Origin of the sequence: Denitrobacterium detoxificans (assembly GCF_001643775.1) — a bacterium.
Taxonomy (GTDB): Bacteria; Actinomycetota; Coriobacteriia; order Coriobacteriales; family Eggerthellaceae; genus Denitrobacterium; species Denitrobacterium detoxificans.
On record NZ_CP011402.1, the window covers coordinates 1,686,325 to 1,713,201 of the forward strand.

The window sequence follows — 26,877 nt, forward strand, 5'->3', positions numbered from 1 at the left end:
CTGAGCTGGGCCTATGCCGGAATCTCTCCCACAGAAACCACCGAAGAGCCCATTTTTACGTTGCTCTATAATGTAATGCCATGTGTTGGGAAGTGAAATTCGTAAACGATTTCATACATATATATAAGTAAGGGGAATGATGGAAAACTCGGACAGCCTTGTTGTCGTAGCGATACTTATTTACTTTATCGCCGTACTCACTATTGGCTTCATTTACGCCAAGCGATCGAATTCGTCGGCATCGGAATACTTCCTGGGCGGCAGGAAAGTCGGCCCCTGGTTCACCGCACTTTCCGCCGAGGCAAGCGACATGTCGGGCTATCTGCTCATGGGTCTTCCCGGTCTGGCCTTCTTCACGGGCGCGGGCGAAGCTGGCTGGACGGCAGTGGGTCTGGCCATTGGCACATATCTCAATTGGCGACTCGTAGCCAAGCGCCTACGCCGTTACTCCGTCGTGGCCAACGACTCCATCACGCTCCCCGGCTTCTACTCGAACCGCTTCCACGACTCCAAGAACATCGTGGGCACCATCGCCGCCGTCATCATCCTTTTGTTCTTCTGCGTATACACGGGTAGCTGCTTCGTAACGTGCGGCAAGCTCTTCCACACCCTCTTCGGTTGGGATTATTCCGTCATGATGGTGTTTGGCGCGCTCATCGTATTCATGTACACCATGGTGGGTGGTTACCTCTCCGTTGTAGCCACCGACTTCGTGCAGGGCTGCCTCATGTTCTTCGCGCTCCTGGTAGTCGTCATTGGCTCCATCACCATGGCCGGCGGCGTACAGGCAACCGCAGCCTTCCTTTCCGATATCCCCGGGTTCCTTTCCGCCACCTCGGTGGCCACTCCCCTGCTCGATGAATCGGGCGCGCAGATGGCCATGGACGGCACTCCACTCTTCGACGATCCCACGCCCTTTGGCGTGCTCACCATCATCTCCACGCTCTCCTGGGGCCTGGGCTACTTCGGCATGCCGCAGGTGCTCGTGCGCTTCCTGGGCATCCGCAGCGAAGAAGAAGTAAAGCAATCGCGCATCATTGCCGTTGTGTGGGTGGTCATCAGCATGCTGGCCGCCGTGCTCATTGGCCTTATCGGACGCAAGGCTCTCCCCACGCTTCTGGGCGGTGCCGTAACCAGCTCTTCGGCTGAAAGCATCTTCATCATGCTCTCGCAGGTCATGCTGCCGGCATTCATGTGCGGCATCGTGGTTTCGGGCATTCTGGCAGCATCCATGTCGTCGGCCTCTTCCTACCTGCTTATTACGGGCTCTTCGGTTGCCGAAAACATCTTCCGCGGCATCTTCAAGAAGGACGCCACCGACGAGCAGGTGCTGATCGTCTCCCGCATCACGCTTACCGTCGTGCTGCTCTTCGGCATCCTGGTGGCGTGGAACGAGGATTCGGTCATCTTCACGGTCGTATCCTACGCATGGGCCGGCCTGGGCGCTTCGTTTGGCCCGCTTACGCTTTTCTCTCTGTACTGGAAGCGCACCACCAAGCAGGGTGCCATCGCCGGCATGCTCACGGGCGCTGCCACGGTGCTTATCTGGCACAACTTCATCAAGCCCCTCGGTGGCGTCTTCGGCATCTACGAGCTGCTGCCCGCATTCCTGCTTAGCTGCCTAGCCATTTACGTCGTATCGAAGCTCACCCCCGCTCCCAGCCCCGAGATTCTCGCCGACTTCGACCGCTACGAGAATCACGACGTCAGCAAGGAGCGGAATATGGAAGTCGTGCTAGAAGACGGCATGACGCTGAACGATTAAAACCACGCGGTATATCATTTTGGGGACGTCAAAGGACGTCCCCTTTTTATAAGGCAACACGGAAGAAGGAACCGACCATGTCATACGCCGACCTCAGCTCAGCAGAATGCAGCACGTTGCTCGACGAACAGAAGCGCGCATACGCCGCGTGGAAAGCAAAGGATCTCTCGCTGAACATGGCGCGCGGTAAGCCCTCTTCCGCCCAGCTCGACCTAAGTGCCCCCATGCTCAACGTGCTCAATGCCGCATCCGATCTGCAGGCCGCCGACGGCACCGATTGCCGCAACTACGGCGTTGGCGTGGGCATTCGCGAAGCGCGCGAGCTCATGGCAACCATGCTCGACGACGAAGCCGACCGCGTCATCGTAGGCGGAGAATCGAGCCTGAACCTCATGTATGACGCCATTGCCCGCAACTGGGCATTTGGCACGCAGGGCTGCACCCCCTGGGGCAAGCTCGATACCGTGAAGTGGATCTGCCCCGTTCCTGGCTACGACCGCCATTTCTCGATTACCGAGCTCTTCGGCATCGAAATGATCAACGTAGCGCTGAACGAAGACGGTCCCGATATGGACGCCGTTGAGCAGCTTGCCGCCGACGAGAGCGTCAAGGGCATTTGGTGCGTACCCACCTATTCCAACCCCTCGGGCTGCACGTACTCCGACGAAGTCGTTGAGCGCCTGGCCAACATGAAGGCAGCCGATGACTTCCGCATCTTCTGGGATAACGCCTACTGCGTACATCATCTTTCTTCCGACCCAGCAGAGCAGGAACACGTTGCCGACATCGCACGCGCATGCGCAGCCGCTGGCAACCCCAACCGTGCTTACAAGTTTGCCAGCACCAGCAAGATTACCTTCCCGGGTGCGGGCATTGCGGCAATGGCATCGAGCGAAGCGAACATCGCCGAGATCACCAAGCTCATGAACGTGCAAATCATCGGCCACGACAAGTTGAACCAGCTTCGTCACGTGCGCTTCCTGCACGATGCCGAAGGCATTGCCGAGCATATGGCAAAGCATGCTGCGCTGCTGCGCCCGAAGTTCGACCTGGTAGAGGAGACGCTCAGCCGTGAACTGGAAGGCACGGGCTGCACGTGGACGCATCCGCGTGGCGGGTACTTCGTAACGTTCACCGGTCCCCAAGGTACCGCCAAGCGCATCGTCGAGCTTGCACGCGAAGCGGGCGTCACCCTCACGGGAGCTGGCGCACCCTTCCCCTATCACAAGGACCCCAACGATGCGGTAATTCGCATTGCGCCTTCCCTGCCCCCTGTAGAAGAACTTGCACAGGCGCTCGAAGTGTTCTGCTGCTGCACCAAGATTGCTGTGCTTGAGAAGCTGGTGTAATCTGCTAATCCACTAATCCGCTCGCGGGCTGGGCGGGATGCCCCGTGGGGCACGCCCCGCTCCGCTGCTCGCACGGTGCGCTGCTGTGAATGATTGGGAACGCTCGGGTATTCCGGGCGTTTCCTTTTTGCGTCCGGAGGCCGTGCTCGTGCGCTCGCTGGTTCATGCTTTTACTGCGCGCTGCCCGGGGTTGCCCGCGGATTTGCGCGAGGCTTCGCCTCCCGCTCTCCGCGGGCAACCCCGGGTTCAGCGCTTTTGTTAGCTTTCACAGGGTGCCCCACGGGGCATCCCGCCCAGCCCAAATCTTCCCCAGGTAATCCGCCTGCTCATATAAACCTGGGTATCTACGGGCAGGGTTCGCTTCGCTCCCCTGCCCTTGGGTGGCAACTGGGCCTGGAGGTTGGTTGGGCGAGATTCGCTGCGCTCTCTCGCGTAGAGGGTTAATTGACCTGGAGGACGGTTCGCTTCGCTCTCGCCCGATGCTACGAAGCAAGATTCGTCACACTCTCTCACCTTAGGGACAAAAAGAGGGGACGCGGCTGAAGCGCATCCCCTCTATATGACAGGCTTTTACGATTGCCTAGGCTTCGGAGTACATTTCCTTGAGCTTCAGCAGGTGATCGTAGCGATCCATAGCGCACTGCTCGTTTTCTGCGAAGAGCTCGTCGGCGCGCTCGGGGAATTCGCGCGTGAGGCGGGAATAACGCGCCTCGTTCATGAGGAACTCGCGATAACCGCCCGAGGGCTCCTTCGAATCGAGCGTGAACTTCTTGCCCGCTTCGGCTTCGGGATTGAAGCGGAAGAGGTTCCAGTAACCGCACTCGACGGCACGCTTCATTTCGGACTGACAGTTCTTCATACCACCCTTGATGGAGTGCATCTCGCAGGGGCTATAGGCGATGATGAGCGAGGGGCCGTCGTAAGCTTCGGCTTCGCAGATGGCCTTCATGGTCTGCGCAGGCTTTGCACCCATTGCGATCTGGGCAACGTAGACGTAGCCATACGACATGGCCAGCTCGGCAAGACTCTTCTTCTGAACGTCCTTGCCAGCTGCGGCAAACTGGGCAACCTGGCCGATGTTCGAAGCCTTGGAAGCCTGACCACCCGTGTTGGAATACACTTCCGTGTCGAATACGAGCACGTTAACGTTCTGACCGCTGGCAAGAACGTGGTCGAGACCGCCATAACCGATGTCGTACGCCCAACCGTCGCCACCGAAGATCCAGTAGCTCTTCTTGGTCAGGAATTCGCTGCGGTCGAGGATCTTGCGAGCCGCATCGGTGTCGAGCGCCTTCAGCTGTTCGACATAGGCCTTCGCAGCTTCCTGGTTCGCCTGCGCATCGTTGCGCGTATCGAGCCACTGCTGAGCTGCGGCCTTCACGGCCTCGGGAGCGTCAGACTCGATGAGAGCCGTAGATTCAAGAGCGAGTTCGTTGCGGACCGCCTCGTGACCCACGCGCATGCCCAGGCCGAATTCGGCATTGTCTTCGAACAGACTGTTGCACCATGCGGGGCCACGGCCTTCGGCAGTAGTGGTATACGGCGAGGTAGCTGCAGGATTACCCCAGATGGAAGAACAACCAGTAGCGTTGGCGATGAACATGCGATCGCCGAAGAGCTGCGCAACCAGACGCGCGTAGCTCGTCTCGGCGCAACCTGCGCAAGAACCGGAGAACTCAAGCAGCGGCTTCTTGAACTGGCTATTCTTTACGCTCGTACCGCAAGCCTCGGGCTTTTCGACAACCTGGCTGACGCAGTAGTCGAAGACCTCCTGCTTGGGCAGTTCGCCTTCGGTGGGAAGCATGGAAAGCGAATCGGTGGGGCAAGCGCCAATGCACACGCCACAGCCCATGCAGTCGAGCGGAGACACGGCAAGCGTGTACTTCATGCCCTTGACCTTCGGACCCTTTGCATCGATGAGCTGCGTCGATGCAGGAGCAGCTGCAGCCTCTTCCTCGGTGAGCACATAGGGGCGAATGGTGGCATGCGGGCACACGAACGAACACTGATTGCACTGGATGCACTTTTCGGGATTCCACGAAGCAACGGTAACGGAAAGGCCGCGCTTCTCGTAGGCCGAAGCACCCAGAGGCCACTGGCCGTCGACATGATTCATGAATGCGCTTACGGGCAGGCGGTCGCCATCCATGCGGCCCACAGGCTGCATGATCTCGGAAACCATCTTCACCAGCTCGGGATCGCCGGAAAGCTGCTCGGGCTGAGCATCGTCTTCGGCATTGACCCAGGCGGCGGGCACGTCAATCTTCACGAAAGCGGTAGCGCCCGCGTCGATTGCCTTGTGGTTCATATCCACGACATCCTGGCCCTTCTTCAGGTAGGACTTCGTGGCAGCATCCTTCATGAGCTGGATGGCCTCTTCCTGCGGCATGATCTTCGCCAACGCGAAGAACGCGCTCTGCAGGATGGTGTTGGTACGCTTGCCCATGCCGATCTCGATGGCCAAGTCGATGGCGTTGATCGTGTAAAGCTGGATGTCGTTCTGGGCGATGTAGCGCTTCGTTTCGGCATTCAGATGCTGGTCGAGCTCTTCAGGCGACCACTGGCAGTTGATCATGAACACGCCGCCGGGCTTCACGTCCTGCACCATGCGGAAACCCTTGATCAGGTAGCTGGGGTTATGGCAGGCAACGAAGTCAGCCTTGTTGATGTAGTAGGCACTGCGGATGGGGCTGTCGCCGAAACGCAGATGACTGATGGTTACGCCACCCGTCTTCTTGCTGTCGTACTGGAAGTACGCCTGCACGTACTTGTCGGTGTGGTCGCCAATGATCTTGACGCTGTTCTTGTTCGCGCCAACGGTACCGTCGCCACCCAGGCCCCAGAACTTGCACTCAATCGTGCCGGGCGCTGCCGTATTAGGGCAATCGGCGTTCTCGGAAAGGCTGAGATGGGTAACGTCGTCGACGATGCCGATGGTGAATTCACGCTTCGGCTCGTCCTTAGCAAGCTCTTCGAAAACGGCGAAGGCGCTGGCCGGAGGCGTGTCCTTGCTTCCCAGGCCATAGCGACCGCCCGTAACCACGATGTCATCGCGGCCAGCTTCGCGCAGAGCGCTCACGACGTCTAGGTACAGGGGCTCGCCGATGCTGCCAGGCTCCTTCGTACGATCCATAACAGCGATCTTGCGCACCGTTTCAGGCAGCGCATCCACGAAGTGCTTGATGCTGAACGGACGGTACAGGCGAACCTTCACCAGGCCAACCTTCTCGCCATGAGCGTTCAGGTAATCGATGGTCTCTTCGAGCACGTCGCAGAACGAACCCATGCACACGACCACACGATCGGCATCGGGCGCGCCATAGTAGTTGAACAGCTGATAATTGGTGCCGATCTTCTCGTTCACCTGCTGCATGCAACCCTCGACCACCGCGGGCAGAGCATCGTACACGCCATTGCAGGCCTCGCGATTCTGGAAGAAGATATCGCCATTCTGATGACTACCGCGCATTGCAGGATGCTCGGGATTGAGCGCATGGGCGCGGAACGCGGCCACAGCGTCGAAATCGCACATATCCGCCAGGTCATCGTAATCCCACACGGCAATCTTCTGATACTCGTGGGACGTGCGGAAACCGTCGAAGAAGTTCAGGAACGGCATATGCCCCTTGATGGCCGCGAGATGTGCAACAGCGGAAAGGTCCATGACCTCCTGCACGTTACTCTCAGCGAGCATGGCGAAGCCCGTCTGACGGCAAGCCATAACGTCGGAATGATCGCCAAAGATGTTCAGGCTCTGCGTGGCAACGGTACGAGCGGATACATGGAATACGCTCGGCAGCTGCTCAGCGGCAATCTTGTACATATTCGGAATCATGAGCAGCAAGCCCTGAGAAGCGGTGTAGGTGGTAGTAAGCGCACCTGCGGTAAGCGAGCCATGAACCGTGCCACTCGCACCGCCCTCGCTCTGCATTTCCACGACGTTCACCGTGGAACCGAAAATATTCTTACGGCCATTAGCCGACCACTGGTCCACAAAGTCGGCCATGGGGCTCGACGGGGTGATGGGATAAATACCGGCAACCTCGGTAAACGCATACGAAACATGCGCCGCAGCGGTATTGCCGTCCATAGACTTAAATTCTCTGGTCATATACCTCTCCTTCGAAGGGACCTCTGCTGAAATTAATCGTATCAGTGGCTTCCGAAGGACGGACGTAATGCACTTTAAGGTGCAATGACGTTCGGTAAGTGGGGTTTCGCGTGGTGGAGTTGTGAAGAAAAGAAGATGAGGCGACTCTATGTCCAGAACTGGAACATGTGAATGATGCTCTGATATGCCCAAGGATATGCCTCGGAATACCAGCCCGTTTCCGCAACCAGGCACAACAGGAAACTGTACGCCAGGCTCACGCCCACGAGAGCCGGCAAGATCTTCATGGCGATATCGAAACCCATGGATTCATGCGAGATATTCTCGTTCAAGATGAAGACCGTAAGCACGACCACCAACAAGAACATGATGCTGAAATCGGCGAAGTAACGCTGCAGAATGCCCGCCATTTCCGCGTCGGCAAGTGCGATGAGCACACCTGCTACCAGCAACACGATGATGACGCCCGCCGTGGTATGCGTGCTACGCGAGCGAACGCGCATACGCACGCCCCGAATGGCCAGCGGAAGAATCCACAGCACAGGAAGGCACGCAAAGATGCCGCCGAAGGTGACTTCCTTGATGGTCTGTCCCATGTAAGTGGTATCAAACGTAGCCGCCTGGATATACGGAAACACACCCGTGGTAGTGGGCGTCTGGAAGAAGAAGGCAAACAGCGCCGGCGCCAAGCGCCCCAGGTCCATGCCGCGCTTCGTCATGTCATTCGTCGTAAGGTTGTAGTTACTACCGAAATCGGTGAAGCTACCGAATCGAGCATGGTTGTAAAGCATGATCCCCACGCCCACCACCACAAACGGGGCGATAAGGCAGAGGAACTCGACGGCTCCACGCTTCGTGAGAATACGACGTTCGGAAATGTACCTACGCCAGAACAGCGGAATGGCCACCAGCGCAAGCAGAATAAACTGCGGACGACAGCCCATGACCAAGGCCATGCACAACGACCCGCCCAGATAGCAACCCAAGGGATACTTCGCCGAGCGACCACGCATCCACAGATAGAGCGCCCACATGGAAAACGCAAGCGCCATCATGATGGGAAGCGAGTAGAACGTGGGGAATTTCACCAGGTAGAGAATGCCGCAGCAGAAAACGAGGGGCATTTGCAGCAATAGGTAGAGGCCCAGGCTCACATGCTTGAAATGATGACGGGCGAAGCGATGGAGCAACGCCGTGCAGCCGAGGATGAACGCAACTGCGGCAATCCACACCCCCACTGCCGTGGGGAACGAACCGCCCGTGAGCAACAAATACGGCAAATAGAACACGATGACGGGAACCACGCCAAAGTACACGTAGTAATGCCCCTGGTAATAGGCAACATCCCAAAGATACGACTCGCCCGTGGCCTTCTGCAATTCGTCACGCGCGCCCTTATCGTAGGGGTTGTCCATTTCCTGCAGCCATTCAGGCGGCTTCTCGTCGAGGTAGAGCTGCCCATGCGACATGGCTTCAGCCAAACGCGCATACTGCTGCGAGTTTTCGCCACCCACCTCAAACGTGGTAATGACGCTCGTGGGATCCCACGAACCAGAATTGTATGCCTGCGTGGCAACGCCCACGAGATTCGAACCCGTGAACAGCAACACGGACACCAGGTATATCTCCAGGATATTCGCCGCGAAAATGCAGGCCTTCGAGAACCTGGACGATTCCACCACCGAGATACGGTAGATGGACGACTTGGGGCGGAACAAATAGATGAACGTAATTACGGCAAGGGCAATCAGGAAGCGCGTTCCCAGGAAGTAGAACGGGTACGTGTTGTTGATATACACGGCCTTGATTTTGATGGGATACGTAACATCCTCGCCCGTGATCTCGATGCGCAAGTTATTCGTGAGGCCCGTGGTGTTGAGCTTCAGATATTCCGTACCGTCATCATTCGTGGCCACCGTTCGCACAGGCACGCCCGACGAATACTCAGTCGAATCAAAGTACGTCTCGTGGCCTTCGTCGGTGAACTCTATTTTCACCTGCACGTTTTGCGCCGACTGATTCCCATCGAAGTCGATGCGTACGTTTTTGACCTCTTTGTTCAGGTTCGAGAACTCGATGACGTTATCGGCTTCGGTAATGCGATACGTTTCGTCGGTCTCGTTCTGCTGGAGCGTGAGCTTGCTGGAAAGGTTCACGCAGTCATACCCGAGCGTAGCCCAGTGATTGAAGTTGAATACGAATATCTCCAGGAAGAGCGCAATGGCAATAAGCGCCGCCGCGCAGCGAACATAATGATTCACTTCCCTCGCATGAGTGCGCAGGAAGGTGACGACGAGGTCGCGGATTCTTTCAAAAGACGTTTGCATACTGCGCTCATTATAAATAAGGATGAGCGCAACGCCTACCGGAGGCTAGGGAATCACGCCTATCTTCGCAATGGATGCCCTGATGACAGCTCACAAGACAAAAAAGGGGCAGGGATACTTCCCTGCCCCAAATGCACGTTATGCAATCCTGCTTTTACAGGTTGAGCTTCGCAACGATGTCGTCGAGAACGACGTTCGGATCACGATCGCCATCAACGGCAACCAGAAGATCACTACCGCGATAGTAATCGATCAGCGGAGCCGTGGACTTCTCGTAGACGTCGAGACGGTTACGCACCGTGGTCTCGTTGTCATCGTCACGCTGGTACATCTCGCCAGAGCACTTCGGGCACGAAGCACCATCGGACTCAGAGCCGATGAAGCCGCACTCGCGGCACATACGACGGCTGGTGAGGCGCTTGACAATGACTTCGAAGTCGACGTCGATGAGCAGAGCGGCATCGAGCGGACGCTCGAGCTGGCTGAGCATGCCATCGAGAGCAACGGCCTGCGTGGTGGTACGGGGGAAACCGTCGAACAGAACGCCAGCCTGCGTATCGGGCTGCTGGATGCGCTCCTTCATGAGGTCGATGATGAGCTCGTCGGGAACAAGTTCGCCGGCATCCATGAAGCCCTTGGCCTTCACGCCAAGTTCCGTCTGGTCACGCACGGCAGCGCGCAGGATGTCGCCCGTGGAGATGTGGCACATGCCAAACTTCTCGACCAGCTTCGCAGCCTGCGTGCCCTTACCGGCACCGGGTGCTCCGAGGAGTACGATATTCATTACGCAACACTTCCTTTACTTGAAGAAGCCATCGTAGTTGTACATCTTCAACTGGGATTCGACCTTATTCATGGTGTCGAGGGCAACGCCAATCATGATGAGGATGGACGTGCCGCCAAACGCCTGAATAAGATAGTTGTTCGTAAACGAGAACAGGATGGAAGGTACAACTGCAACAGCGGCAATGAACATGGCACCGGGAAGCGTGACATGCTTGATCACGCTCTTGATGTAGTTCACGGTAGCCGTGCCAGGACGAATGCCAGGCACGAAGCCACCCTGCTTCTGCAGGTTACTGGAAAGCTCTTCGGGATTGAACACCATCGACGTGTAGAAATACGCGAAGAAGATGATGAGCACGAACGTAAGCACCCAGTTGACCCATCCGCTCGAGATAGCGTTCGCGAACGAGTTGAGCCAATCTACGTTGAACAGCGCGGCAATCTGCGCCGGGAAGTAGATAAGGCAGCTCGCGAAGATGATGGGGATAACGCCCGCGGCATTCACCTTCAGGGGGATGTAGGTGGACTGGCCACCCATCATCTTACGACCCTGCACGCGCTTGGCGTAGCTAACGGGAATGCGGCGCTGAGCGCGCTCCATGAAGATAATCGCGGGAATGGCAATGATTACCACAGCGAGGATGAGCAGCGTGATAGCCAGGCCCATGCCTGCATCGGACTGGCTCGTGGCACTCTCGAAGATAGCCGAGGGCACACGCGAGACGATGCTCGTAAAGATGATGAGCGACATGCCATTACCAATGCCACGCTGCGTGATGAGCTCGCCCATCCACATGATGAAGCCGGTACCGGCAACGAGCGTGAACACCACGAGGAAGCACGTGAGGCCATAGGGCACTTCAGAAGAGAACGTCACGCCATACGTGCTGGACTGGAAGAGCAGCAAGTAGCCAACGGCGTTGATGAGACCAAGCGCGAGCGTAAGCCAACGCGTCGTCTGCGTAATCTTCTTACGGCCGGCTTCGCCTTCCTTGGCCCAGCGGCCCACGGCAGGGATAACGCCCTGCATCAGCTGCATGATGATGGATGCAGTGATGTAGGGCATGATACCCAACGCGAACACGCTGAAGTGAGAAAGCGCGCCACCAGAAAAGATGTCGATCATCGTCATAGCGGCGCCGCCGGCTTCCTGATACGCCTGCGCGAACGCGGCGAACGGGATGCCGGGCACCGGAATGTACGAACCCAGGCGATACAGGGCAAGGATGCCAAGCGTAAACAGAATCTTGTTACGCAGCTCCTTAACCTTGAATGCTTCTACCAGGGAACTTAGCAAGGCTGCTCAACCTTTCCTCCAGCTGCCTCGATCTTCGCGGCAGCGCTTGCGGATACCTTGTCCACCTTGACGGTCAGGGCCTTGGTGATTTCGCCATCGCCCAGAACCTTAACGGGAGCATCAGCATGCTTGATGATGCCCTTGGCCTTCAGGCTATCGCCGTCGACCACTTCGCCAGCCTCGAACTTTTCCTCGAGACGGCTTACGTTAACGGGCAGATACTCCACGCGATTGATGTTGCGGAAGCCGGGGAGCTTCGGCAGACGACGCGCCAGAGGAGTCTGGCCACCCTCGAAACCGGCACCCTTGCCGCCACCAGCGCGGGACTTCTGACCGTTCAGACCACGACCGGCGGTTTTACCCGTACCAGAAGCAGCACCGCGACCAACGCGCTTGCGATTCTTACGAGAGCCCTCTGCCGGCTTAAGATCCTTGAGTTCCATTACTGCATTCTCCTTTCGCTTACCCGCTATTCGCGGGTACGCTGGCAGCTCGCCGCCAGCTAACTTCCTGTGCCAGATGCACAATCTGGCATATTACCAAATATGGCCCCGGAGGCAAACCCCGGGGCCTTGTGCACTTATTTGTTCTCGGTGACTTCGATCAGGTGCTTGACCTTGAAGATCTGACCGCGAACGGATTCGTTGTCGACCAGGTCGCGTTCCTTGCCGATACGGCCAAGACCCAGTGCCTTCAGGGTCTTACCCTGCGTGGCGGGACGGCCGATGGCGCTACGTACCTGCTTTACGTGCAGCGTCTTCTTCTCTGCCATGGGTTATTCACTGTCCTTCCAGCCGTAGATCTTGGCGACCGAAATGCCGCGGCGCTCGGCCACTTCTTCGGGGCTCTGCATGGACTGCAGGCCAGCAGCGGTAGCCTTAACCACGTTCATAACGTTGTCGGTGCCCAGGGACTTCGCGAAAACGTCCTTGACGCCAGCGAGCTCCATGACGGCACGAGCAGCGCCGCCGGCGATAACGCCAGTACCGGGCGTAGCCGGCTTGATGAGCACACGACCTGCGCCGTACTCGCCGATCACTTCGTGAGGAAGCGTACCGGCAGCGGTGAGCGGCACGGAGAACATGTTCTTCTTGGCGTCTTCGACACCCTTGCGGATGGCGATGGGCACTTCCTGGGACTTGCCCATGCCGATGCCCACGTTGCCGTTACCGTCGCCTACGACGACCAGGGCGGTGAGACCAAAGCGACGGCCACCCTTGACAACCTTGGAAACGCGATTGATGTATACCACGCGCTCCTGAAGCTCAGGAACGTCAGACTGATGTTCTTGCTTACGAGCCATACTAACCCTCTCTTAGAATTTCAGGCCTGCTTCGCGGGCACCATCGGCAACAGCCTTGATGCGCCCGTGATACAGGTTTCCGCCACGGTCGAAAACGACTTCGGTGATACCGGCATCGATAGCCTTCTTGCCGATAATCTCGCCAAGCGCGGCGGCACCTTCGACGGTAGCGCCCTTCTTGTCGGTAGCCTTGAACTCAGGGCCGAGCGTGGACACGCCAACGAGCGTCTTGCCAGCTACATCGTCGATAACCTGAGCGTACATGTTGGAGTTGCTGCGCGTGATGCACAGACGGGGACGGGCAGCCGTACCCGAAACCTTGCCGCGCACGCGGGTATGACGGCGACGCAGCCCAGCTTGCTTTTTCTGAAGCTTCTTCATATCGTATCCCTTCGCGCTTATTCGGACTTGGCGGCTTTGCCGAGCTTACGACGGACATGCTCGCCCTCGTAGCGGATACCCTTGCCCTTGTAGGGTTCGGGCTTGCGCCAGGCGCGAACGTTAGCGGCAACCTGACCGACGGCTTCCTTGCTGGAACCCTTCACGAAGATTTCCGTGGGGCTGGGAACCTCGAACGTGATGCCAGCCGGGGGCTCGACAACAACGGGATGCGAGAAACCGAGGGACAGCTCAAGGTTGGAACCCTTGAGAGCGGCACGGTAGCCAACGCCGACGAGCTCGAGCTTCTTGGAGTAGCCTTCCGACACGCCGATAACCATGTTCTGGATCAGCGTACGCGTGAGGCCGTGGAGGCTCTTTGCTTCGCGGGAATCATCAGGACGCTCCACCACGATGGTGTTGTCGACCTGAGAAATTTTCAGAATGGACTGGAAGGTGCGGGTGAGCTCACCCAGCTTGCCCTTCACAGTGACGGTGGAACCGTCGATGGTAACGTCGACACCTTCGGGGATGACGACAGGCATCTTACCAATACGAGACATACTATCGCTCCCTTCCTTTACCAGATGTAGGCAATGACTTCGCCGCCGATGCCCTTCTTGCGAGCATCGCGGTCGGCCATAACGCCCTGAGACGTGGAAATGATTGCAGTGCCAAGACCGCCCAGAACGCGGGGCAGCTCGTCCTTGCCGGCGTAGATGCGCAGGCCGGGCTTGCTGATGCGCTTGATGCCGCGAATCGTGCGGTTCTTCTTGGCGCCGTACTTCAGCGTGATCTCGAGGATATCGCGGGGGCTAGCGGGTTCAATCTCGTAGCCGGCGATATAGCCCTCTTCGTGCATGATGCGGGCGATTTCCACCAGCTTCTTGCTGGAGGGCATCGAAACCGTATCGTGGCCCGCAGAATTTGCGTTACGCACACGCGTAAGCATATCTGCGATGGGGTCGTTCATGCTCATTGTTTCTCCTTTGGTTCGTGATGAGCTGAAAGCGCGGTTCGCGGGCACCCGTGATGCGCGCGCCTTCGCTAGCAGCACACCTAACGTGACGATTGAATCCGGTTCTTACCAGGAAGACTTCGTAACGCCAGGAAGTTCGCCTTTGTTAGCCAGTTCACGCAGGCACACGCGGCACAGGCCAAACTTGCGGTAATACGCGCGGGGGCGACCGCAACGGCTGCAGCGATTGTGCTGGCGGGTCGAGAATTTCGGCTCGCGCTTCGCTTTGGCGATCATCGATTTCTTAGCCATTCATATCCTTCTTTCTTTAACTCACTCGTTTTGCGGAGTGTAGTTGCTTAATCCTTAAACGGGAAGCCGAGGGCATCGAGAAGAGCCTTGGCCGCCACGTCATCTTCAGCAGTGGTGACGAAGGTGATGTCCATACCACGAGTACGATCGATCTTGTCGTAGTCGATTTCGGGGAAGATGAGCTGCTCGGTGATGCCCATGGTGTAGTTACCACGGCCGTCGAAGCTCTTCGGGGAGATACCGCGGAAGTCGCGCACGCGAGGAAGGGCGATAGCCAGCAGGCGATCGAGGAATTCCCACATGCGGTCGCCACGCAGCGTAACCTTGCAGCCAATAGCCTGGCCCTCGCGTACATGGAAGCCAGCGATGGACTTCTTAGCGCGGGTAACCATGGGCTGCTGACCGGTGATGGTGCGCATATCGGCGATAGCGGCGTCGAGAAGCTTGGAATCGCTGGCAGCGGCGCCAACGCCCATGTTCACGACGATCTTCTCAAGACGCGGGGTCTTGTTGACGTTGTCGATACCCAGATCCTTGATGAGCTGGGGGGCGACAACCTTCTGGTACTGTTCCTTCAGACGAGGAGTAGCCATTGTGTTCTTCCCTTTCCGATGATTTGAACGCGGGATTACCGACCCCGCGTCCCCCGCACTTTACGGGGGTCATGGCAAAACCAGCCCATACGAGCTGGTTTTGCAAACTAGATTAATTTAATCGATATCGGCGCCGCATTTCTTGCAAACGCGAATCTTCTTGCCATCTACACGCTTTACGCTCACGCGCGTGGCCTTGTTGCACTTGGGGCAAACCAGAGCCACGTTGGAAACGTGGATGGGAGCCTCGACGTGAGTAAGACCACCCTGCGGATTGGCCTGCGTGGGATGCATGGCCTTCGTGACCATGTTCACCTTTTCGACCACAACGCGCTGCTTAGCGGGGAGCGAACGGATGACGGTGCCTTCGGCTCCCTTGTCCTTACCGGCGAGAACCTTGACCTTGTCATTCTTCTTGATGTTCATCTTCATGTACTTCTACCCTCCCCTACAGCGTCTCGGGTGCCAGGGACACGATCTTCATGTACTTCTTGTCGCGCAGTTCGCGGGCAACAGGCCCGAAGATACGCGTGCCACGGGGCGAGCCATCGGCGTTGATCAGAACAGCAGCGTTCTGGTCGAACTTGATGTAGCTGCCATCCTTGCGGCGCACTTCCTTCTTCTGGCGCACAACAACGCAACGGACGACTTCGCCCTTCTTCACGTTGCCGTTGGGCAGTGCCTCTTTAACGCTGCAGATGATAACGTCACCCAGGCCAGCGTAACGGCGCTTGGAGCCGCCGAGGACCTTGATGCACTGCACCTTGCGAGCGCCGGAGTTGTCGGCCACCGCGAGCATGGTTTGCATCTGAATCATTGCTAAAACCTTCCTTACGATTAGTTCGCGCGGGGCAAACTATTTGGCCTTCTCGACGATTTCGATGAGGCGCCAGCGCTTCATCTTGGACAGCGGACGGGTCTCCATGATGCGAACGGTGTCGCCCACGCCCGTCTCGTTGTTCTCATCGTGCGCATGGAACTTCTTCGTGGTCGTCATCATCTTGCCGTAGATCGGATGGGGCTTGCGCTCCTTGACCTCGACAACGCACGTCTTGTCGCCAGCGGTGCTCACCACGATGCCCTGGCGAACTTTGCGAGAGTTGCGTTCTTCGCTCATACTCTTTAAGTCCTTTCAGTTCGCTCTTGACTTATGCGGAGAGCTCACGGGCGCGCATTTCGGTCTGGATGCGCGCGATGTCCTTCTTTACCTGCTTGACGCGAGCCGTGTTGTCCAGCTGGCTGGTAGCCATCTGGAAACGAAGATTGAACAGCTCGGCACGCGCCTCCTTCAGCTTCGCCTGCAGGTCGTCGGCGGAAAGTTCACGGATTTCGCTAGCCTTCATTATTCCTGGCCCTCCGTTTCGCGAGAGACGATCTTGCACTTGATGGGCAGCTTGTTGATGGCCAGACGAAGTGCTTCCTTGGCGGTTTCCTCGTCAACGTCGGCAACCTCGAACATGATGCGGCCGGGCTTCACGACGGCAACCCAAGCCTCGGGGTTACCCTTACCGGAACCCATGCGGGTTTCAGCCGGCTTCTGGGTAATGGGCTTGTCAGGGAAGATCGTGATCCAAACCTTACCGCCACGCTTCATCTGACGCGTGATGGCGATACGAGCAGCCTCGATCTGACGGTTGGTGATCCAATGAGCTTCGAGAGCCTGGATGCCCCACTGGCCATGGTTCAGACGCGTACCGCCCTTGGCCTTGCCCTTCATGGAGCCACGCTGCACCTTACGATGCTTTACACGCTTGGGTACTAGCATTATTTGTTCCCCCTATCGTTGTTACGACGACGGTTAGGACGGGAGCTAGAGCCCTCCAGAGCGGGTTCCGGAGCCTTCTGGCCCGGCATGACCTCGCCGTGGTACACCCACACCTGAACGCCAATGGCGCCCATCTGAGTGTTGGCGGTGTAGAAACCGTAGTCAATCTTCGCACGCAGGGTATGCAGGGGCACACGACCCTCGCGATACCACTCGCGGCGGCTCATCTCAGCGCCACCCAGACGGCCGGCGCACTGGATACGGATGCCCTTGGCACCGCTCTTGCGAGCGGACTGAACAGCCTTGCGCATGGCGCGACGGAAGGCAACGCGGCCTTCCAGCTGCTCGGCCACAGACTGGGCAATGAGGGTAGCGTCGAGTTCGGGACGCTTAATTTCGACAACTTCGACGCTGACGGGGCCGTTGGCCACCTTCGAGAGCTTCTTGCGAAGCGCATCGATCTCTGCGCCCTTCTTGCCGATCACAACACCCGGACGAGCCGTGGTGATGATGATCTTGATCTTGTCGCCGGCGCGCTCGATTTCAACCTTGGAAACGGCTGCACGAGCGAGCTGCTTGTCGAGGTATTCGCGAATAGCGAGGTCGTTTTCCAGCGTAGACGCGTAATCCTTATCGGCATACCAGCGGCTGCGCCAGTTTTCGATGACGCCGAGGCGGAAGCCGGTGGGGCTGACTTTCTGTCCCATGTGTTTTATGCCTCCTCTCGGGTGCCAACGATAATGGTGATGTGGCTCGTGCGCTTGCGGATGCGCGAAGCGGAGCCCTTTGCACGAGGACGAATGCGCTTCAGCGTGGGGCCTTCGTCGACGTAAGCGGCCTTGACCACGAGCTGATTGGCATTGACATGATCCTTGTGCTCTGCGTTGGCAACAGCCGAGTTGAGCGTCTTCTCGACGGTTTCGGCGATAGCGCGTTCGGTGTAAGCCAGGATCTCACGAGCCTGGATTACGGACTTACCGCGCACCTGGTCTACGACGATGCGAGCCTTGCGGGGCGAGACGCGCACGTAGCGAGCGATTGCTTTAGCTTCCATGTTCTATCCCTCCCTACTTATTTCGCGTGGCCGCGGAACGTACGCGTGGGAGCAAACTCTCCCAGCTTGTGGCCAACCATGGATTCGGTGACGTATACCGGCACGTGCTTGCGACCATCATGAACGGCGATGGTGTGACCCACCATTTCCGGGAAGATGGTGCTAGAACGGGACCAGGTCTTGATGACGTCCTTCGTGCCCGCAGCGTTCATCGCATCGATGCGACTGAGAAGGCGCGGTTCCACAAAGGGACCTTTTTTCAAACTTCTGCTCACATTAACTCCTAGCTAATTCGCGCTACTTCTTGCGACGACGGATGATCAGGCGGCTCGAAGCCTTCTTCGGGTTGCGGGTACGATGGCCCTTGGTGGGAACGCCCCACGGAGAAACAGGATGACGACCGGCGGTCTTGTTCTTGCCCTCGCCACCACCATGGGGATGGTCGACGGGGTTCATGACGGTACCGCGAACGGTGGGACGGACGCCCATCCAGCGCTTACGGCCAGCCTTGCCGATCTTGATGTTGCCATGCTCGGCATTGCCAACCTCGCCAATGGTGGCGCGGCAGGTTACGAGCACGCGACGCATTTCGGAAGAGGGCATACGCAGGATAGCGTAGTCGCCTTCCTTACCCATGAGCTGGATGCTGGTGCCAGCGGAACGAGCCAGGGCAGCACCCTTGCCGGGCTGCAGCTCGACGGCATGCACGAGCGTACCAACGGGGATAGCCGAAAGGGGCATAGCGTTACCGGGCTTGATGTCGGCGCCTTCGCCGGAAAGCACCGTATCACCCACGCACAGACCCTTCGGGTGCAGAATGTAGCGCTTCTCGCCGTCCACGTAGTGGAGCAGAGCGATGCGGGCGCTGCGATTCGGGTCGTATTCGACGGTGGCAACCTTGGCGGGCACGCCGTCCTTGTTGCGCTTGAAATCGATAAGACGATAACGACGCTTCACGCCGCCGCCCTGATGGCGGGTGGTGATGCGACCGTAGTTGTTGCGGCCTGCCTTCTTCGGCAGAGGACGCAGCAGCGACTTTTCCGGCTTATCCGTCGTGATCTCCGCGAAGTCGGAGACCGTCTGGAAGCGTCGGCCGGGGCTAGTCGGCTTGAATTGCTTGACTCCCATTCAAATTTCCTTTCTGTCTCTGTGGCACACGATCGCCGCTTAGCCCAAACCTGGGATAGCTTGAACTTACGACCCCGTTTGTTACCACGCGCCCGGGTGTATCCATACACACAGTGACGCAAAGATGTATTGTAGATAGGAAAGGGAACACTCGCAAGGGACCCACCAAATAGTCACAATCACGCTTGCGATAGATAGAACGCACGCGCAAAGCGGGGCGCATACGGCAAAGAAGCTTCGAGGACGCAACCAACGATGCGGGGAAGCCCCGAGCAAATACATACTATATAGGGGCATACCAAGACATGCGACCGGCCAGACCGATTCTCCACCATTCCCGCTTCCCCGCCTCAGAAACTTACCCCGTATATATGTAGGCTTACCATGATTATCACGCCCCATATTGGGGCCTACTGATAAAATAGGCGCGTTGTGCCCGAATGCCCAAGGAGGATCAGAGGTTTGAACCCCACGCTTACCATAGCGATGCCGTGTTACAACACCGCGGAGTACCTCGACCAGTGCTTCGACTCCCTGCTCGACAAGGTTTCGGGCATCGAAATCGTTGCCATCGACGATGGATCCACCGACGAAACGCTTTCCATCCTGGAAGGCTATCAGCAACGCTATCCCGAAAGCGTACGCGTCTTCCATCAGGAGAACGCTGGCTGGGGCGGCGCAATCAACCACGCCCTACGTGAAGCGCAGGGCACGTTCATGCTGGTGCTCGATTCCGACGACCACCTCAACGCCGAAGCGCTCGAACGCGTTGTTCGCAAGATCGAGGAACTTGAAGCCGAAAACGCGCAGGTCGATCTATTCGTAACGAACTTCGTGTACGACCACGTGGCCGACAAGTCCACCAAGCAAATCAGCTACCGCAATATGATGCCGCGCGATTGCGTCTTTACGTGGGCCGATACGAAGAACCCCTCCATTTCGGAATACTTCATGATGCACGCCATGACGTATCGCGTGCAAACCCTACGCGAAAGCGGCCTGAAGCTTCCCGAGCATGCCGCCTACATGGACAGCATCTATGCGCTGCATCCGCTCCCCCATGTGCGCAACCTGTATTACATGGATGTCGATTTGTACTTCTACCTCATTGGCCGCGAAGGCCAGTCCATCGAAATCGAGGTCCTGAAGAAGCACATCGGCGAACAGCTGCAGGCAACCCGACACGTCATCGACGACTTCGATTACGAAGAGCTTCATGCGAAGAGCCCGCAAATGGCCGATAGCATCGCCCGATACCTGTCCACCATGATGACGGTATCGACCATTTACCTATTTAAAATCAACACTGCGGCATCAATCGCCGAAGTTCGCTCCATCTGGAAGTACCTTGAGGAGAACGATTCCGCCATGTATCGCTTCGTGAAGCATTCCATGGCTGGATGGACGTATCGTCACACCCCCATCGGCCGTGCCCTGGCTCGTGGCGTATATTCATTTGTGAACAGGATATTCAAGTTCGCGTAATCCCGCTTCAAAGGGGGATGTGCACGAGGGACTTGCAGGGAAAGGCACCCATGCGGGACACGGATAAGCCGATAGTCGACGAGGAAGAAGTTATCGAAGAACCCCATATCAAGGGGAAGATTCTTAACATCGTCCTGCTCATTCTGGCATTTGGCCTTCTGTGCGTGTACCTTTTCATCGGCGGCGAAGCCAGCGAACTGGCCGAGGCAGTAAGCGACATTCGCTGGACGTGGCTCACGCTTGCCCTGTTCATGGTGGTGCTCTACTGGGTGCTCGAAAGCGTATGCATTCAGATCTTCGCGAACAAGATGCACCCTGGCTTCAAGTTCTACAAGACGAATATCGTTACCGTCATCGGGCAGTACTTCAACTGCGTCACGCCGCTTTCCAGTGGCGGCCAGCCCTTCCAAGCGTACTACTATCGCCGTTTCGGCATGCCGTACTCGAAGTCCATCCCCATGCTGCTCTGCAGGTTCATCTCGTATCAGCTTTCCACCACCACGTTCTGCGCTATCGTATTGCTTCTGCGCTTTACGTACTTCACCGACGAAAACCCCGCCCTCATGGCACTCGTTATCGTTGGCTTCATCGGTGGCCTGGGCCTTATGACCATGCTCCTGCTGCTGGCCTTCTGGCGTTCCGGTACGCAACATGTCGTGCACGTCGTTTTGCGTTTGGGCGCAAAAATTCATCTGGTAAAGGACCTGGACGGCTCTCTCGCCTGGGCAGACAAGCAGATCAGCGATGCCTATAACGAGATCCAGTTCCTCCTGAAGGAACCCAAGCTGCTGGCGAAGTCTTCCGCCGTAACGTTCGTGCAGCTGGCAGAATACTTCTCCATCTCGTATGTCATCTATCGAGGATTTGGTTACGTAGACGCCGACTTCCTTTCGATCGTTTCCTGCCAGGCGTTCGTGTACATGATCTCGTCGTTCGTTCCCACGCCTGGTGCCGTAGGCGCCGCCGAGAGTTCGTATGCACTCTTCTTCAGCACCATCTACCCCAATGCAGCTGTGGTGGCCCTTTCCACCTTCATCTGGAGGCTGCTCACCTTCTACTTCCCCATCGTCGTTGGAATGCTGCTCACGCTGGTCGTGAACCATTCCAAGACGCTTACGCGGCAGTAAGCTTGCTTGGGCTGTCCGGTCGGGCGGCCGCATGGCCCCTTTGGGACACCCGCTCCGCTGCTCGCGTGGTTTCGGCCCCGCACGGGCCGAAACCTACGCTCGTGCGCTCGCTAGTTCATGCTTTTACTTGCGCTGCTCGGGGTTGCGGCGTAGATTTGCGTGAAGCTTTGCTTCCCGCTCTCTACGCCGCAACCCCGAGCATAGCGCTTTATTTTTTTGCTTTCACAGTGTCCCTACGGGGCCATGCGGCCGCCCGACCTACCCGGTTCAACTTACTGTCATACGCGGGTCGGATACTTAACGACCTGGTAAGACTTCCCCACGATGGGCAAATAGCAGCCTCGCTTAAATCGGTTTTCGACCTGCTCGAACCCAACCAAGGACGGCATCCATCCCGCTCGCTGCGGGCCGTAGGCCCGCAGCATCGCCAGTACGTTACGAGCCGAACCAATGGTGCGCACAACGAAAGTCAGTGACTATTCGGCAATCCAACAGCCGAACAGGCAATAACCCACCCCATACCCCAAGCTGGGCGAAGGCGCCGATTCGCGCAGCGAATCCAGCCCTGACAACAAGCACGGCTAATCCAAATAGCCCCAACGAAAGCAATTAAGGGGAGAAGCATCGGCAACAACCACGGTTGCTGAAAGATGTTAGGCGATCCCAGTTAGCGAACTGGACACCGCCCGGGAATAGAGAAACCTACCAGCAAGAAGAGCGAGCGCAGCGATGCTCCCCGCAGGCTGCGATGATTAGCTGCCTTTGTTGTAGCCCTACCCGACCCGCGACAAGGGGCGTGCCCCGCAGGCTCTCGGGTGCACTGTGAAAACAAACAAACGCGCTGTACCCATAGTTGCTCGCGGAAAGCGGGAAGCGAAGCTTCACGCAATTCCGCAGGCAACTATGGGCAGCGCAAGTACATGCATGAACCAGCGAGCGCACGAGCGTAGGTTTCGGCCCGTGCGGGGCCGAAACCACGCGAGCAGCGGAGCGGGTGCGCCTGAGAGGCTGCGGGGCACGCCCCTCCCCCAGGTCGAACACCCCAAACAACGCAAAAAAGAGCACCCAGCATTAGCCAGGTGCTCTTCAGTACTAGCGGATAAGCTAGATTTAGGCGGTGAACAGCTCGATGCTGTCGCCCTCGGCCAGGGTAACCATAGCCTTCTTCCAAGTGCGGGTGCGACCCATGGTGTAGCGGACGCGCTTCGGCTTGGACTTCACGTTGAGCGTGTTGACCTTCTTCACCTTGACGTCGAAGATTTCCTCGACAGCCTTGGCGATTTCGATCTTGTTAGCGCTCTTGGCAACTTCGAACGTGTAAACGTTGTTCTCCATCATGTCGTAGCTATGCTCAGAAATGACGGGGCGGATGATCACTTCGCGGGGATCCTTCATTATGCAAGCACCTCCTCGATGCGATTCAGAGCCTCAGCGCTGATAACGAGCGCCTTGTTGTTCACCAGGTCGTAGGTGTTCATCTCGCTGACGGGGATGACCTCGACGAGGGGAAGGTTGCGGAAGCTGAGGTAAGCGTTCACGTCTTCGTCGCCAACCACGATCGTGGTGCGGCCGGAAACGTTCAGAGCCTCGAGGCAAGCCTTCGCGTCCTTGGTCTTGGGAGCTTCGAAGCCGAAGGAGTCGACAACGAACAGCTCTTCGTCGGCCAGCTTAGCGGACAGCGCGGAGCGCAGAGCAAGCTTGACTTCCTTGTTGTTCACGCGGAAAGCGTAGGAACGGGGATGCGGACCGAAGACCGTACCGCCGCCAGCCCATTGAGGAGCGCGGATCGTACCCTGGCGAGCACGACCGGTGCCCTTCTGACGCCACGGCTTCTTGCCGCCGCCGCGCACCTGGCCACGGGTCTTGGTGTCATGCGTACCCTGACGCCAGGAAGCACGCTGAGCGCGCACAACCTGATGCATCACGGGGATGTTCGGCTCGATGCCGAACACCGCAGCGTTCAGGTCGCGTACTTCGACCTTCTTGCCGCTCGTGTTCTTAACTTCAATGTTTGCCATAATGTGTTAACTCCTTGGGTTTAGGCCAGGCGAACGCGGACCATGGCGTTCTTGCCGCCGGGCACCGCACCCTTGACCAGAATCAGGTTCTGCTCTTCGTTGACGGAAACGACCTCGAGGTTCTTCACGGTAACCGTGTCGCAGCCCATGTGACCAGGCAGACGCAGGCCCTTCAGAACGCGGGAAGGCGTAGCGCACATGCCCACAGAACCGGGAGCACGATGGAAGTGAGCACCGTGTCCACCAGGACCACCAGCGAAGCCGTAGCGCTTCATGACGCCAGCGAAGCCCTTACCCTTGGAAGTGCCGGTGACGTCTACGAGCTTAGCCTCGGAGAAGTTGGCAACCGTTACCGTGTCGCCCACCTTGTACTCGGAAGCGTTCTCGACGCGAACCTCGCGAAGGTGACGGACAGGCTCCGCGCCCTGCTTGGCGAAATGGCCAGCCATGGGCTTGTTGACCTTCTTTTCCTTGATGGTGCCGAAGCCCAGCTGCACAGCCTCGTAACCGTCGGTCTCGGCGGTCTTGACCTGGCAGATGGTGTTCGGGGCAGCCTGGATGACCGTTACGGGAACGACCGTATCATCCTCGGCGAAAACCTGGGTCATGCCCAGTTTAGTACCGTAGATAGCGTTAATCATGCTCTGCAAACCTCCTACAGCTTGATCTCGATGTCAACGCCAGCAGGAAGATCGAGGCGCATCAGGGAGTCGACCGTGTTGGCCGTCGGCTCCAGGATGTCGATCAGACGCTTGTGCGTGCGCATTTCGAACTGTTCGCGGGAGTCCTTGTTCACGTGCGGGCCCTTCACGACGCAATACATGTTGCGCTCGGTGGGCAGCGGAATAGGACCGGATACCTTGGCACCAGTCTTCTGGGCGGTATCGACGATGAGCTTGGTGGACTGATCCACGATCTCATGGTCGTAGCCCTTCAGGCGGATGCGAATCTTTTGATTAGCCACTTTGTATAACCTCCGTTATGAAGCGAAACGCAAGCCTTCGGGCTTAAGCGTTACCGCCAGCCTTGCTGATGATTTCTTCTGCCACGTTCTTCGGCACCTGGTCGTAGCTATCGAACTGCATGGTGTACGAAGCGCGGCCCTGCGTACCACTGCGCAGGTCAGTTGCATAGCCGAACATCTCGCTCAGAGGCACCTTGGCGTTGATGACCTTGGCGTTGCCGCGGTCGCCCATGCCCTGAATCTGGCCACGACGGCTGGACAGGTTGCCCATAACGTCGCCCATGTACTCTTCCGGCGTTTCGACTTCGACGCTCATCATAGGCTCGAGGATGACCGGGTTGGCCTTCTTCAGAGCGTTCTTGATGGCCATGGAGCCGGCAACCTTGAAGGCAGCTTCGGAGGAGTCGACTTCGTGGTAAGAACCGTCGACCAGCTCGACCTTGACGTCGACGACGGGGTAGCCAGCCAGAACACCGTTGTTGAGTGCTTCCTGGATGCCCTTGTCGACCGAGGGGATGTATTCCTTGGGAATGGCACCGCCCACGATGTTGTTGATGAACTCGTAGCCTGCACCCTGCTCCTGCGGGATGAGGTTGATGACGGCGTCGCCGTACTGACCACGACCACCGGACTGGCGAACGAACTTGCCCTGCACGTTGTCGGCGCGGGTGGTAGCCGTCTCGCGGTAGGCAACCTGGGGCTTACCCACGTTAGCCTCGACCTTGAACTCGCGGAGCAGGCGGTCGACGATGATTTCCAGATGCAGCTCGCCCATGCCGGCGATGATGGTCTGGCCGGTTTCCTCGTTGGTGGAAACGCGGAACGTCGGGTCTTCCTCGGCGAGCTTCTGCAGAGCAACGCTCATCTTGTCCTGCTCGGCCTTGGTCTTCGGCTCGACCGCAACGTCGATAACGGGGTCGGGGAATTCCATGGACTCGAGCACGACGGGAGCGTTCTCGTCGCACAGCGTGTCGCCCGTGGTGGTGTTCTTCAGACCAACGACGGCAACGATGTCGCCAGCGGCGCAGTTGTCGAGGTCGATACGCTGGTTGGAGTTCATCTGCAGCAGACGGCCGATGCGCTCCTTCTTGTCCTTCGTGGCGTTGACCACGTAGGAACCAGCCTCGAGCTTACCGGAGTAAACACGCAGGTAGGTGAGCTTACCAACGAACGGGTCGGTCATGATCTTGAATGCCAGAGCGGAGAAGGGAGCCTTCATATCGCTGGGGCGCTCGTCTTCCTCGCCGGTCTCGGGGTTCGTACCCTTGATGGCGGGAACGTCGACGGGGCTGGGCAGGTAGTCGACAACGGCGTCGAGCAGTTCCTGAACACCCTTGTTCTTGTAGGCAGAACCCACGAAGACAGGGTTGATCATGTTGCCGATAACGCCCTTGCGCAGAGCAGCCTTCAGTTCCTCGACCGTGATCTCTTCCTCCATGAGGACCTTCTCCATGAGGGCGTCGTCGCAGTCGGCGGCAGCCTCAACGAGTTCCTGGTGGTAGAGCTCGGCCTGCTCCTGGAATTCAGCAGGAATGGCATCCATGGGCTCGGGGTAGGTCATGCCCTTTTCGTCGGCCTTGAAGTCCCAAGCGGTCATGGTAACCAGGTCGATGACGCCCCAGAAGTTATCTTCGGCGCCCATGGGAACCTGAGCGGCAACAGCCTTGGCACCCAGACGATCACGCATGGTGTCGATAGCATGGAAGAAATCGGCGCCAACGCGGTCGTACTTGTTGATGAAGGCGATGCGGGGTACGCCGTAGCGCACGGCCTGACGCCAAACGGTTTCAGACTGGGGCTGAACGCCAGCAACGGCGTCAAACACAGCAACGGCACCGTCGAGGACGCGCAGAGAGCGCTCAACCTCGGCCGTGAAGTCTACGTGGCCTGGGGTGTCGATGATCTGAATACGGTAATCCTTACCGTCCTTCTTCCAGAAGCACGTGGTAGCAGCGGAGGTAATGGTTACGCCGCGCTCCTGCTCCTGAACCATCCAGTCCATCGTAGCGGCGCCATCATGCACCTCGCCGATCTTGTGGGTCTTGCCCGTGTAGTACAGGATACGTTCCGTCGTGGTGGTCTTACCGGCATCGATGTGAGCCATGATACCGATATTACGAGTATCCTGAAGCGTATTCTTAGCCATGCTAGATCCCC

30 protein-coding genes are annotated in these 26,877 nt (G+C 57.9%); 4 read left to right on the forward strand and 26 right to left on the reverse strand.

What is annotated here, in order from left to right:
• Positions 1-139 precede the first annotated feature (139 nt).
• Together AAY81_RS07155 and AAY81_RS07160 are read left to right on the forward strand one after the other, a co-directional pair.
• Positions 140-1,765: a sodium/proline symporter gene (locus AAY81_RS07155; protein WP_066663215.1), complete on the forward strand. Its 1,626-nt coding sequence runs from the start codon at positions 140-142 to the stop codon at positions 1,763-1,765.
• 77 nt (positions 1,766-1,842) lie between these two features.
• On the forward strand, positions 1,843-3,114 hold the full coding sequence (locus AAY81_RS07160) for an aspartate aminotransferase type Ic (RefSeq protein ID WP_066663221.1): 1,272 nt from the start codon (positions 1,843-1,845) through the stop codon (positions 3,112-3,114).
• 580 nt (positions 3,115-3,694) lie between these two features.
• Here the strand turns inward: AAY81_RS07160 and nifJ are convergent.
• The 21 genes from nifJ to rplB form a co-directional block, all read right to left on the reverse strand.
• A complete protein-coding gene (gene nifJ / locus AAY81_RS07165) occupies positions 3,695-7,225 on the reverse strand; it encodes a pyruvate:ferredoxin (flavodoxin) oxidoreductase (RefSeq protein WP_066663225.1) in 3,531 nt (1,176 codons plus the stop codon).
• A 146-nt stretch (positions 7,226-7,371) separates the two neighbouring features.
• Positions 7,372-9,552, reverse strand: a complete 2,181-nt coding sequence (locus tag AAY81_RS07170) for a cytochrome C oxidase Cbb3 (RefSeq protein WP_240480569.1) — start codon at positions 9,550-9,552, stop codon at positions 7,372-7,374.
• A gap of 154 nt (positions 9,553-9,706) precedes the next feature.
• Positions 9,707-10,336, reverse strand: a complete 630-nt coding sequence (locus tag AAY81_RS07175; RefSeq protein WP_066663227.1) for an adenylate kinase — start codon at positions 10,334-10,336, stop codon at positions 9,707-9,709.
• Between the two features lie 15 nt (positions 10,337-10,351).
• Positions 10,352-11,635 (reverse strand): preprotein translocase subunit SecY, encoded by a 1,284-nt coding sequence (secY, locus tag AAY81_RS07180; RefSeq protein WP_066663229.1) that lies wholly within the window; start codon positions 11,633-11,635, stop codon positions 10,352-10,354.
• A complete protein-coding gene (rplO, locus tag AAY81_RS07185; protein ID WP_066663231.1) occupies positions 11,629-12,078 on the reverse strand; it encodes a 50S ribosomal protein L15 in 450 nt (149 codons plus the stop codon). The genes secY and rplO overlap by 7 nt, the downstream gene beginning before the upstream one ends.
• A gap of 137 nt (positions 12,079-12,215) precedes the next feature.
• Positions 12,216-12,407, reverse strand: coding sequence for a 50S ribosomal protein L30 (gene rpmD, locus AAY81_RS07190; protein WP_066663232.1), 192 nt, complete (start codon positions 12,405-12,407; stop codon positions 12,216-12,218).
• 3 nt (positions 12,408-12,410) lie between these two features.
• Complete coding sequence (rpsE, locus tag AAY81_RS07195; protein WP_066663233.1) at positions 12,411-12,938, reverse strand: 30S ribosomal protein S5; 528 nt, start codon at positions 12,936-12,938, stop codon at positions 12,411-12,413.
• 12 nt (positions 12,939-12,950) lie between these two features.
• Entirely contained in the window at positions 12,951-13,319 is a 369-nt protein-coding gene (gene rplR, locus AAY81_RS07200) for a 50S ribosomal protein L18 (RefSeq protein ID WP_066663235.1), read from the reverse strand.
• 17 nt (positions 13,320-13,336) lie between these two features.
• On the reverse strand, positions 13,337-13,879 hold the full coding sequence (gene rplF, locus AAY81_RS07205; RefSeq protein WP_066663237.1) for a 50S ribosomal protein L6: 543 nt from the start codon (positions 13,877-13,879) through the stop codon (positions 13,337-13,339).
• Positions 13,880-13,896: 17 nt separating this feature from the next.
• Complete coding sequence (gene rpsH / locus AAY81_RS07210; protein ID WP_066663240.1) at positions 13,897-14,295, reverse strand: 30S ribosomal protein S8; 399 nt, start codon at positions 14,293-14,295, stop codon at positions 13,897-13,899.
• Positions 14,296-14,400: 105 nt separating this feature from the next.
• A complete protein-coding gene (locus tag AAY81_RS07215) occupies positions 14,401-14,586 on the reverse strand; it encodes a type Z 30S ribosomal protein S14 (protein WP_066663243.1) in 186 nt (61 codons plus the stop codon).
• Between the two features lie 47 nt (positions 14,587-14,633).
• Entirely contained in the window at positions 14,634-15,179 is a 546-nt protein-coding gene (gene rplE / locus AAY81_RS07220) for a 50S ribosomal protein L5 (protein ID WP_066663246.1), read from the reverse strand.
• A 117-nt stretch (positions 15,180-15,296) separates the two neighbouring features.
• Complete coding sequence (gene rplX / locus AAY81_RS07225) at positions 15,297-15,611, reverse strand: 50S ribosomal protein L24 (protein WP_439895526.1); 315 nt, start codon at positions 15,609-15,611, stop codon at positions 15,297-15,299.
• A 16-nt stretch (positions 15,612-15,627) separates the two neighbouring features.
• Positions 15,628-15,996, reverse strand: coding sequence for a 50S ribosomal protein L14 (rplN, locus tag AAY81_RS07230; protein WP_066663250.1), 369 nt, complete (start codon positions 15,994-15,996; stop codon positions 15,628-15,630).
• 39 nt (positions 15,997-16,035) lie between these two features.
• Entirely contained in the window at positions 16,036-16,296 is a 261-nt protein-coding gene (gene rpsQ / locus AAY81_RS07235; RefSeq protein ID WP_066663253.1) for a 30S ribosomal protein S17, read from the reverse strand.
• Positions 16,297-16,327: 31 nt separating this feature from the next.
• Positions 16,328-16,522: a 50S ribosomal protein L29 gene (gene rpmC, locus AAY81_RS07240; protein WP_066663264.1), complete on the reverse strand. Its 195-nt coding sequence runs from the start codon at positions 16,520-16,522 to the stop codon at positions 16,328-16,330.
• Positions 16,522-16,944, reverse strand: a complete 423-nt coding sequence (rplP, locus tag AAY81_RS07245; RefSeq protein WP_066663267.1) for a 50S ribosomal protein L16 — start codon at positions 16,942-16,944, stop codon at positions 16,522-16,524. Before rplP ends, rpmC begins: the two co-directional genes overlap by 1 nt.
• Positions 16,944-17,651: a 30S ribosomal protein S3 gene (gene rpsC, locus AAY81_RS07250; protein WP_066663271.1), complete on the reverse strand. Its 708-nt coding sequence runs from the start codon at positions 17,649-17,651 to the stop codon at positions 16,944-16,946. The genes rplP and rpsC overlap by 1 nt, the downstream gene beginning before the upstream one ends.
• Before the next feature lie 5 nt (positions 17,652-17,656).
• Positions 17,657-17,998 carry a 50S ribosomal protein L22 gene (gene rplV, locus AAY81_RS07255; RefSeq protein ID WP_066663275.1) on the reverse strand — a complete coding sequence of 114 codons (342 nt, stop codon included), beginning with the start codon at positions 17,996-17,998 and terminating at the stop codon, positions 17,657-17,659.
• Between the two features lie 17 nt (positions 17,999-18,015).
• Positions 18,016-18,273 carry a 30S ribosomal protein S19 gene (gene rpsS, locus AAY81_RS07260; RefSeq protein ID WP_066663278.1) on the reverse strand — a complete coding sequence of 86 codons (258 nt, stop codon included), beginning with the start codon at positions 18,271-18,273 and terminating at the stop codon, positions 18,016-18,018.
• Positions 18,274-18,295: 22 nt separating this feature from the next.
• Positions 18,296-19,126 (reverse strand): 50S ribosomal protein L2, encoded by an 831-nt coding sequence (gene rplB / locus AAY81_RS07265; protein ID WP_066663281.1) that lies wholly within the window; start codon positions 19,124-19,126, stop codon positions 18,296-18,298.
• Between the two features lie 462 nt (positions 19,127-19,588).
• Here rplB and AAY81_RS07270 point away from each other — a divergent pair, with 462 nt between their 5' ends.
• A complete protein-coding gene (locus AAY81_RS07270) occupies positions 19,589-20,611 on the forward strand; it encodes a glycosyltransferase family 2 protein (protein ID WP_082867912.1) in 1,023 nt (340 codons plus the stop codon).
• A gap of 50 nt (positions 20,612-20,661) precedes the next feature.
• The gene (locus AAY81_RS07275) at positions 20,662-21,738 is read left to right on the forward strand and encodes a lysylphosphatidylglycerol synthase transmembrane domain-containing protein (RefSeq protein WP_066663285.1); all 1,077 of its coding nucleotides are present in this window, start codon (positions 20,662-20,664) and stop codon (positions 21,736-21,738) included.
• A gap of 1,110 nt (positions 21,739-22,848) precedes the next feature.
• On the opposite strand, the gene rplW is transcribed toward AAY81_RS07275, so the two are convergent.
• The 5 genes from rplW to fusA are packed head-to-tail and all read right to left on the reverse strand — an operon-like array spanning position 22,849 to position 26,866.
• Positions 22,849-23,133: a 50S ribosomal protein L23 gene (gene rplW, locus AAY81_RS07280; protein ID WP_066663288.1), complete on the reverse strand. Its 285-nt coding sequence runs from the start codon at positions 23,131-23,133 to the stop codon at positions 22,849-22,851.
• The gene (gene rplD, locus AAY81_RS07285) at positions 23,133-23,756 is read right to left on the reverse strand and encodes a 50S ribosomal protein L4 (protein ID WP_066663291.1); all 624 of its coding nucleotides are present in this window, start codon (positions 23,754-23,756) and stop codon (positions 23,133-23,135) included. The genes rplW and rplD overlap by 1 nt, the downstream gene beginning before the upstream one ends.
• Positions 23,757-23,776: 20 nt before the next feature.
• Complete coding sequence (gene rplC / locus AAY81_RS07290; RefSeq protein WP_066663294.1) at positions 23,777-24,397, reverse strand: 50S ribosomal protein L3; 621 nt, start codon at positions 24,395-24,397, stop codon at positions 23,777-23,779.
• Positions 24,398-24,411: 14 nt separating this feature from the next.
• Positions 24,412-24,720 carry a 30S ribosomal protein S10 gene (gene rpsJ / locus AAY81_RS07295; RefSeq protein ID WP_066663296.1) on the reverse strand — a complete coding sequence of 103 codons (309 nt, stop codon included), beginning with the start codon at positions 24,718-24,720 and terminating at the stop codon, positions 24,412-24,414.
• A 43-nt stretch (positions 24,721-24,763) separates the two neighbouring features.
• Entirely contained in the window at positions 24,764-26,866 is a 2,103-nt protein-coding gene (gene fusA, locus AAY81_RS07300; RefSeq protein WP_066663298.1) for an elongation factor G, read from the reverse strand.
• Between the last annotated feature and the right edge of the window lie 11 nt (positions 26,867-26,877).

What these genes read in the sequence shown, in the direction of transcription:
- AAY81_RS07275 (WP_066663285.1), top strand. Translation starts at nt 20,662, where the DNA reads ATGCGGGACACGGATAAGCCGATAGTCGACGAGGAAGAAGTTATCGAA.
- rplW (WP_066663288.1), bottom strand. Translation starts at nt 23,133, where the DNA reads ATGAAGGATCCCCGCGAAGTGATCATCCGCCCCGTCATTTCTGAGCAT.
- rplB (WP_066663281.1), bottom strand. Translation starts at nt 19,126, where the DNA reads ATGGGAGTCAAGCAATTCAAGCCGACTAGCCCCGGCCGACGCTTCCAG.
- rpsH (WP_066663240.1), bottom strand. Translation starts at nt 14,295, where the DNA reads ATGAGCATGAACGACCCCATCGCAGATATGCTTACGCGTGTGCGTAAC.
- rpmD (WP_066663232.1), bottom strand. Translation starts at nt 12,407, where the DNA reads ATGGCAGAGAAGAAGACGCTGCACGTAAAGCAGGTACGTAGCGCCATC.
- rplE (WP_066663246.1), bottom strand. Translation starts at nt 15,179, where the DNA reads ATGGCTACTCCTCGTCTGAAGGAACAGTACCAGAAGGTTGTCGCCCCC.
- rpsE (WP_066663233.1), bottom strand. Translation starts at nt 12,938, where the DNA reads ATGGCTCGTAAGCAAGAACATCAGTCTGACGTTCCTGAGCTTCAGGAG.
- rplF (WP_066663237.1), bottom strand. Translation starts at nt 13,879, where the DNA reads ATGTCTCGTATTGGTAAGATGCCTGTCGTCATCCCCGAAGGTGTCGAC.
- rplO (WP_066663231.1), bottom strand. Translation starts at nt 12,078, where the DNA reads ATGGAACTCAAGGATCTTAAGCCGGCAGAGGGCTCTCGTAAGAATCGC.
- rpsQ (WP_066663253.1), bottom strand. Translation starts at nt 16,296, where the DNA reads ATGAGCGAAGAACGCAACTCTCGCAAAGTTCGCCAGGGCATCGTGGTG.
- AAY81_RS07155 (WP_066663215.1), top strand. Translation starts at nt 140, where the DNA reads ATGGAAAACTCGGACAGCCTTGTTGTCGTAGCGATACTTATTTACTTT.
- AAY81_RS07160 (WP_066663221.1), top strand. Translation starts at nt 1,843, where the DNA reads ATGTCATACGCCGACCTCAGCTCAGCAGAATGCAGCACGTTGCTCGAC.
- fusA (WP_066663298.1), bottom strand. Translation starts at nt 26,866, where the DNA reads ATGGCTAAGAATACGCTTCAGGATACTCGTAATATCGGTATCATGGCT.
- rplP (WP_066663267.1), bottom strand. Translation starts at nt 16,944, where the DNA reads ATGCTAGTACCCAAGCGTGTAAAGCATCGTAAGGTGCAGCGTGGCTCC.
- rplR (WP_066663235.1), bottom strand. Translation starts at nt 13,319, where the DNA reads ATGAAGAAGCTTCAGAAAAAGCAAGCTGGGCTGCGTCGCCGTCATACC.
- rpmC (WP_066663264.1), bottom strand. Translation starts at nt 16,522, where the DNA reads ATGAAGGCTAGCGAAATCCGTGAACTTTCCGCCGACGACCTGCAGGCG.
- AAY81_RS07215 (WP_066663243.1), bottom strand. Translation starts at nt 14,586, where the DNA reads ATGGCTAAGAAATCGATGATCGCCAAAGCGAAGCGCGAGCCGAAATTC.
- rplD (WP_066663291.1), bottom strand. Translation starts at nt 23,756, where the DNA reads ATGGCAAACATTGAAGTTAAGAACACGAGCGGCAAGAAGGTCGAAGTA.
- nifJ (WP_066663225.1), bottom strand. Translation starts at nt 7,225, where the DNA reads ATGACCAGAGAATTTAAGTCTATGGACGGCAATACCGCTGCGGCGCAT.
- rplV (WP_066663275.1), bottom strand. Translation starts at nt 17,998, where the DNA reads ATGGAAGCTAAAGCAATCGCTCGCTACGTGCGCGTCTCGCCCCGCAAG.
- rplN (WP_066663250.1), bottom strand. Translation starts at nt 15,996, where the DNA reads ATGATTCAGATGCAAACCATGCTCGCGGTGGCCGACAACTCCGGCGCT.
- rplX (WP_439895526.1), bottom strand. Translation starts at nt 15,611, where the DNA reads ATGAAGATGAACATCAAGAAGAATGACAAGGTCAAGGTTCTCGCCGGT.
- rpsC (WP_066663271.1), bottom strand. Translation starts at nt 17,651, where the DNA reads ATGGGACAGAAAGTCAGCCCCACCGGCTTCCGCCTCGGCGTCATCGAA.
- AAY81_RS07170 (WP_240480569.1), bottom strand. Translation starts at nt 9,552, where the DNA reads ATGCAAACGTCTTTTGAAAGAATCCGCGACCTCGTCGTCACCTTCCTG.
- AAY81_RS07175 (WP_066663227.1), bottom strand. Translation starts at nt 10,336, where the DNA reads ATGAATATCGTACTCCTCGGAGCACCCGGTGCCGGTAAGGGCACGCAG.
- rplC (WP_066663294.1), bottom strand. Translation starts at nt 24,397, where the DNA reads ATGATTAACGCTATCTACGGTACTAAACTGGGCATGACCCAGGTTTTC.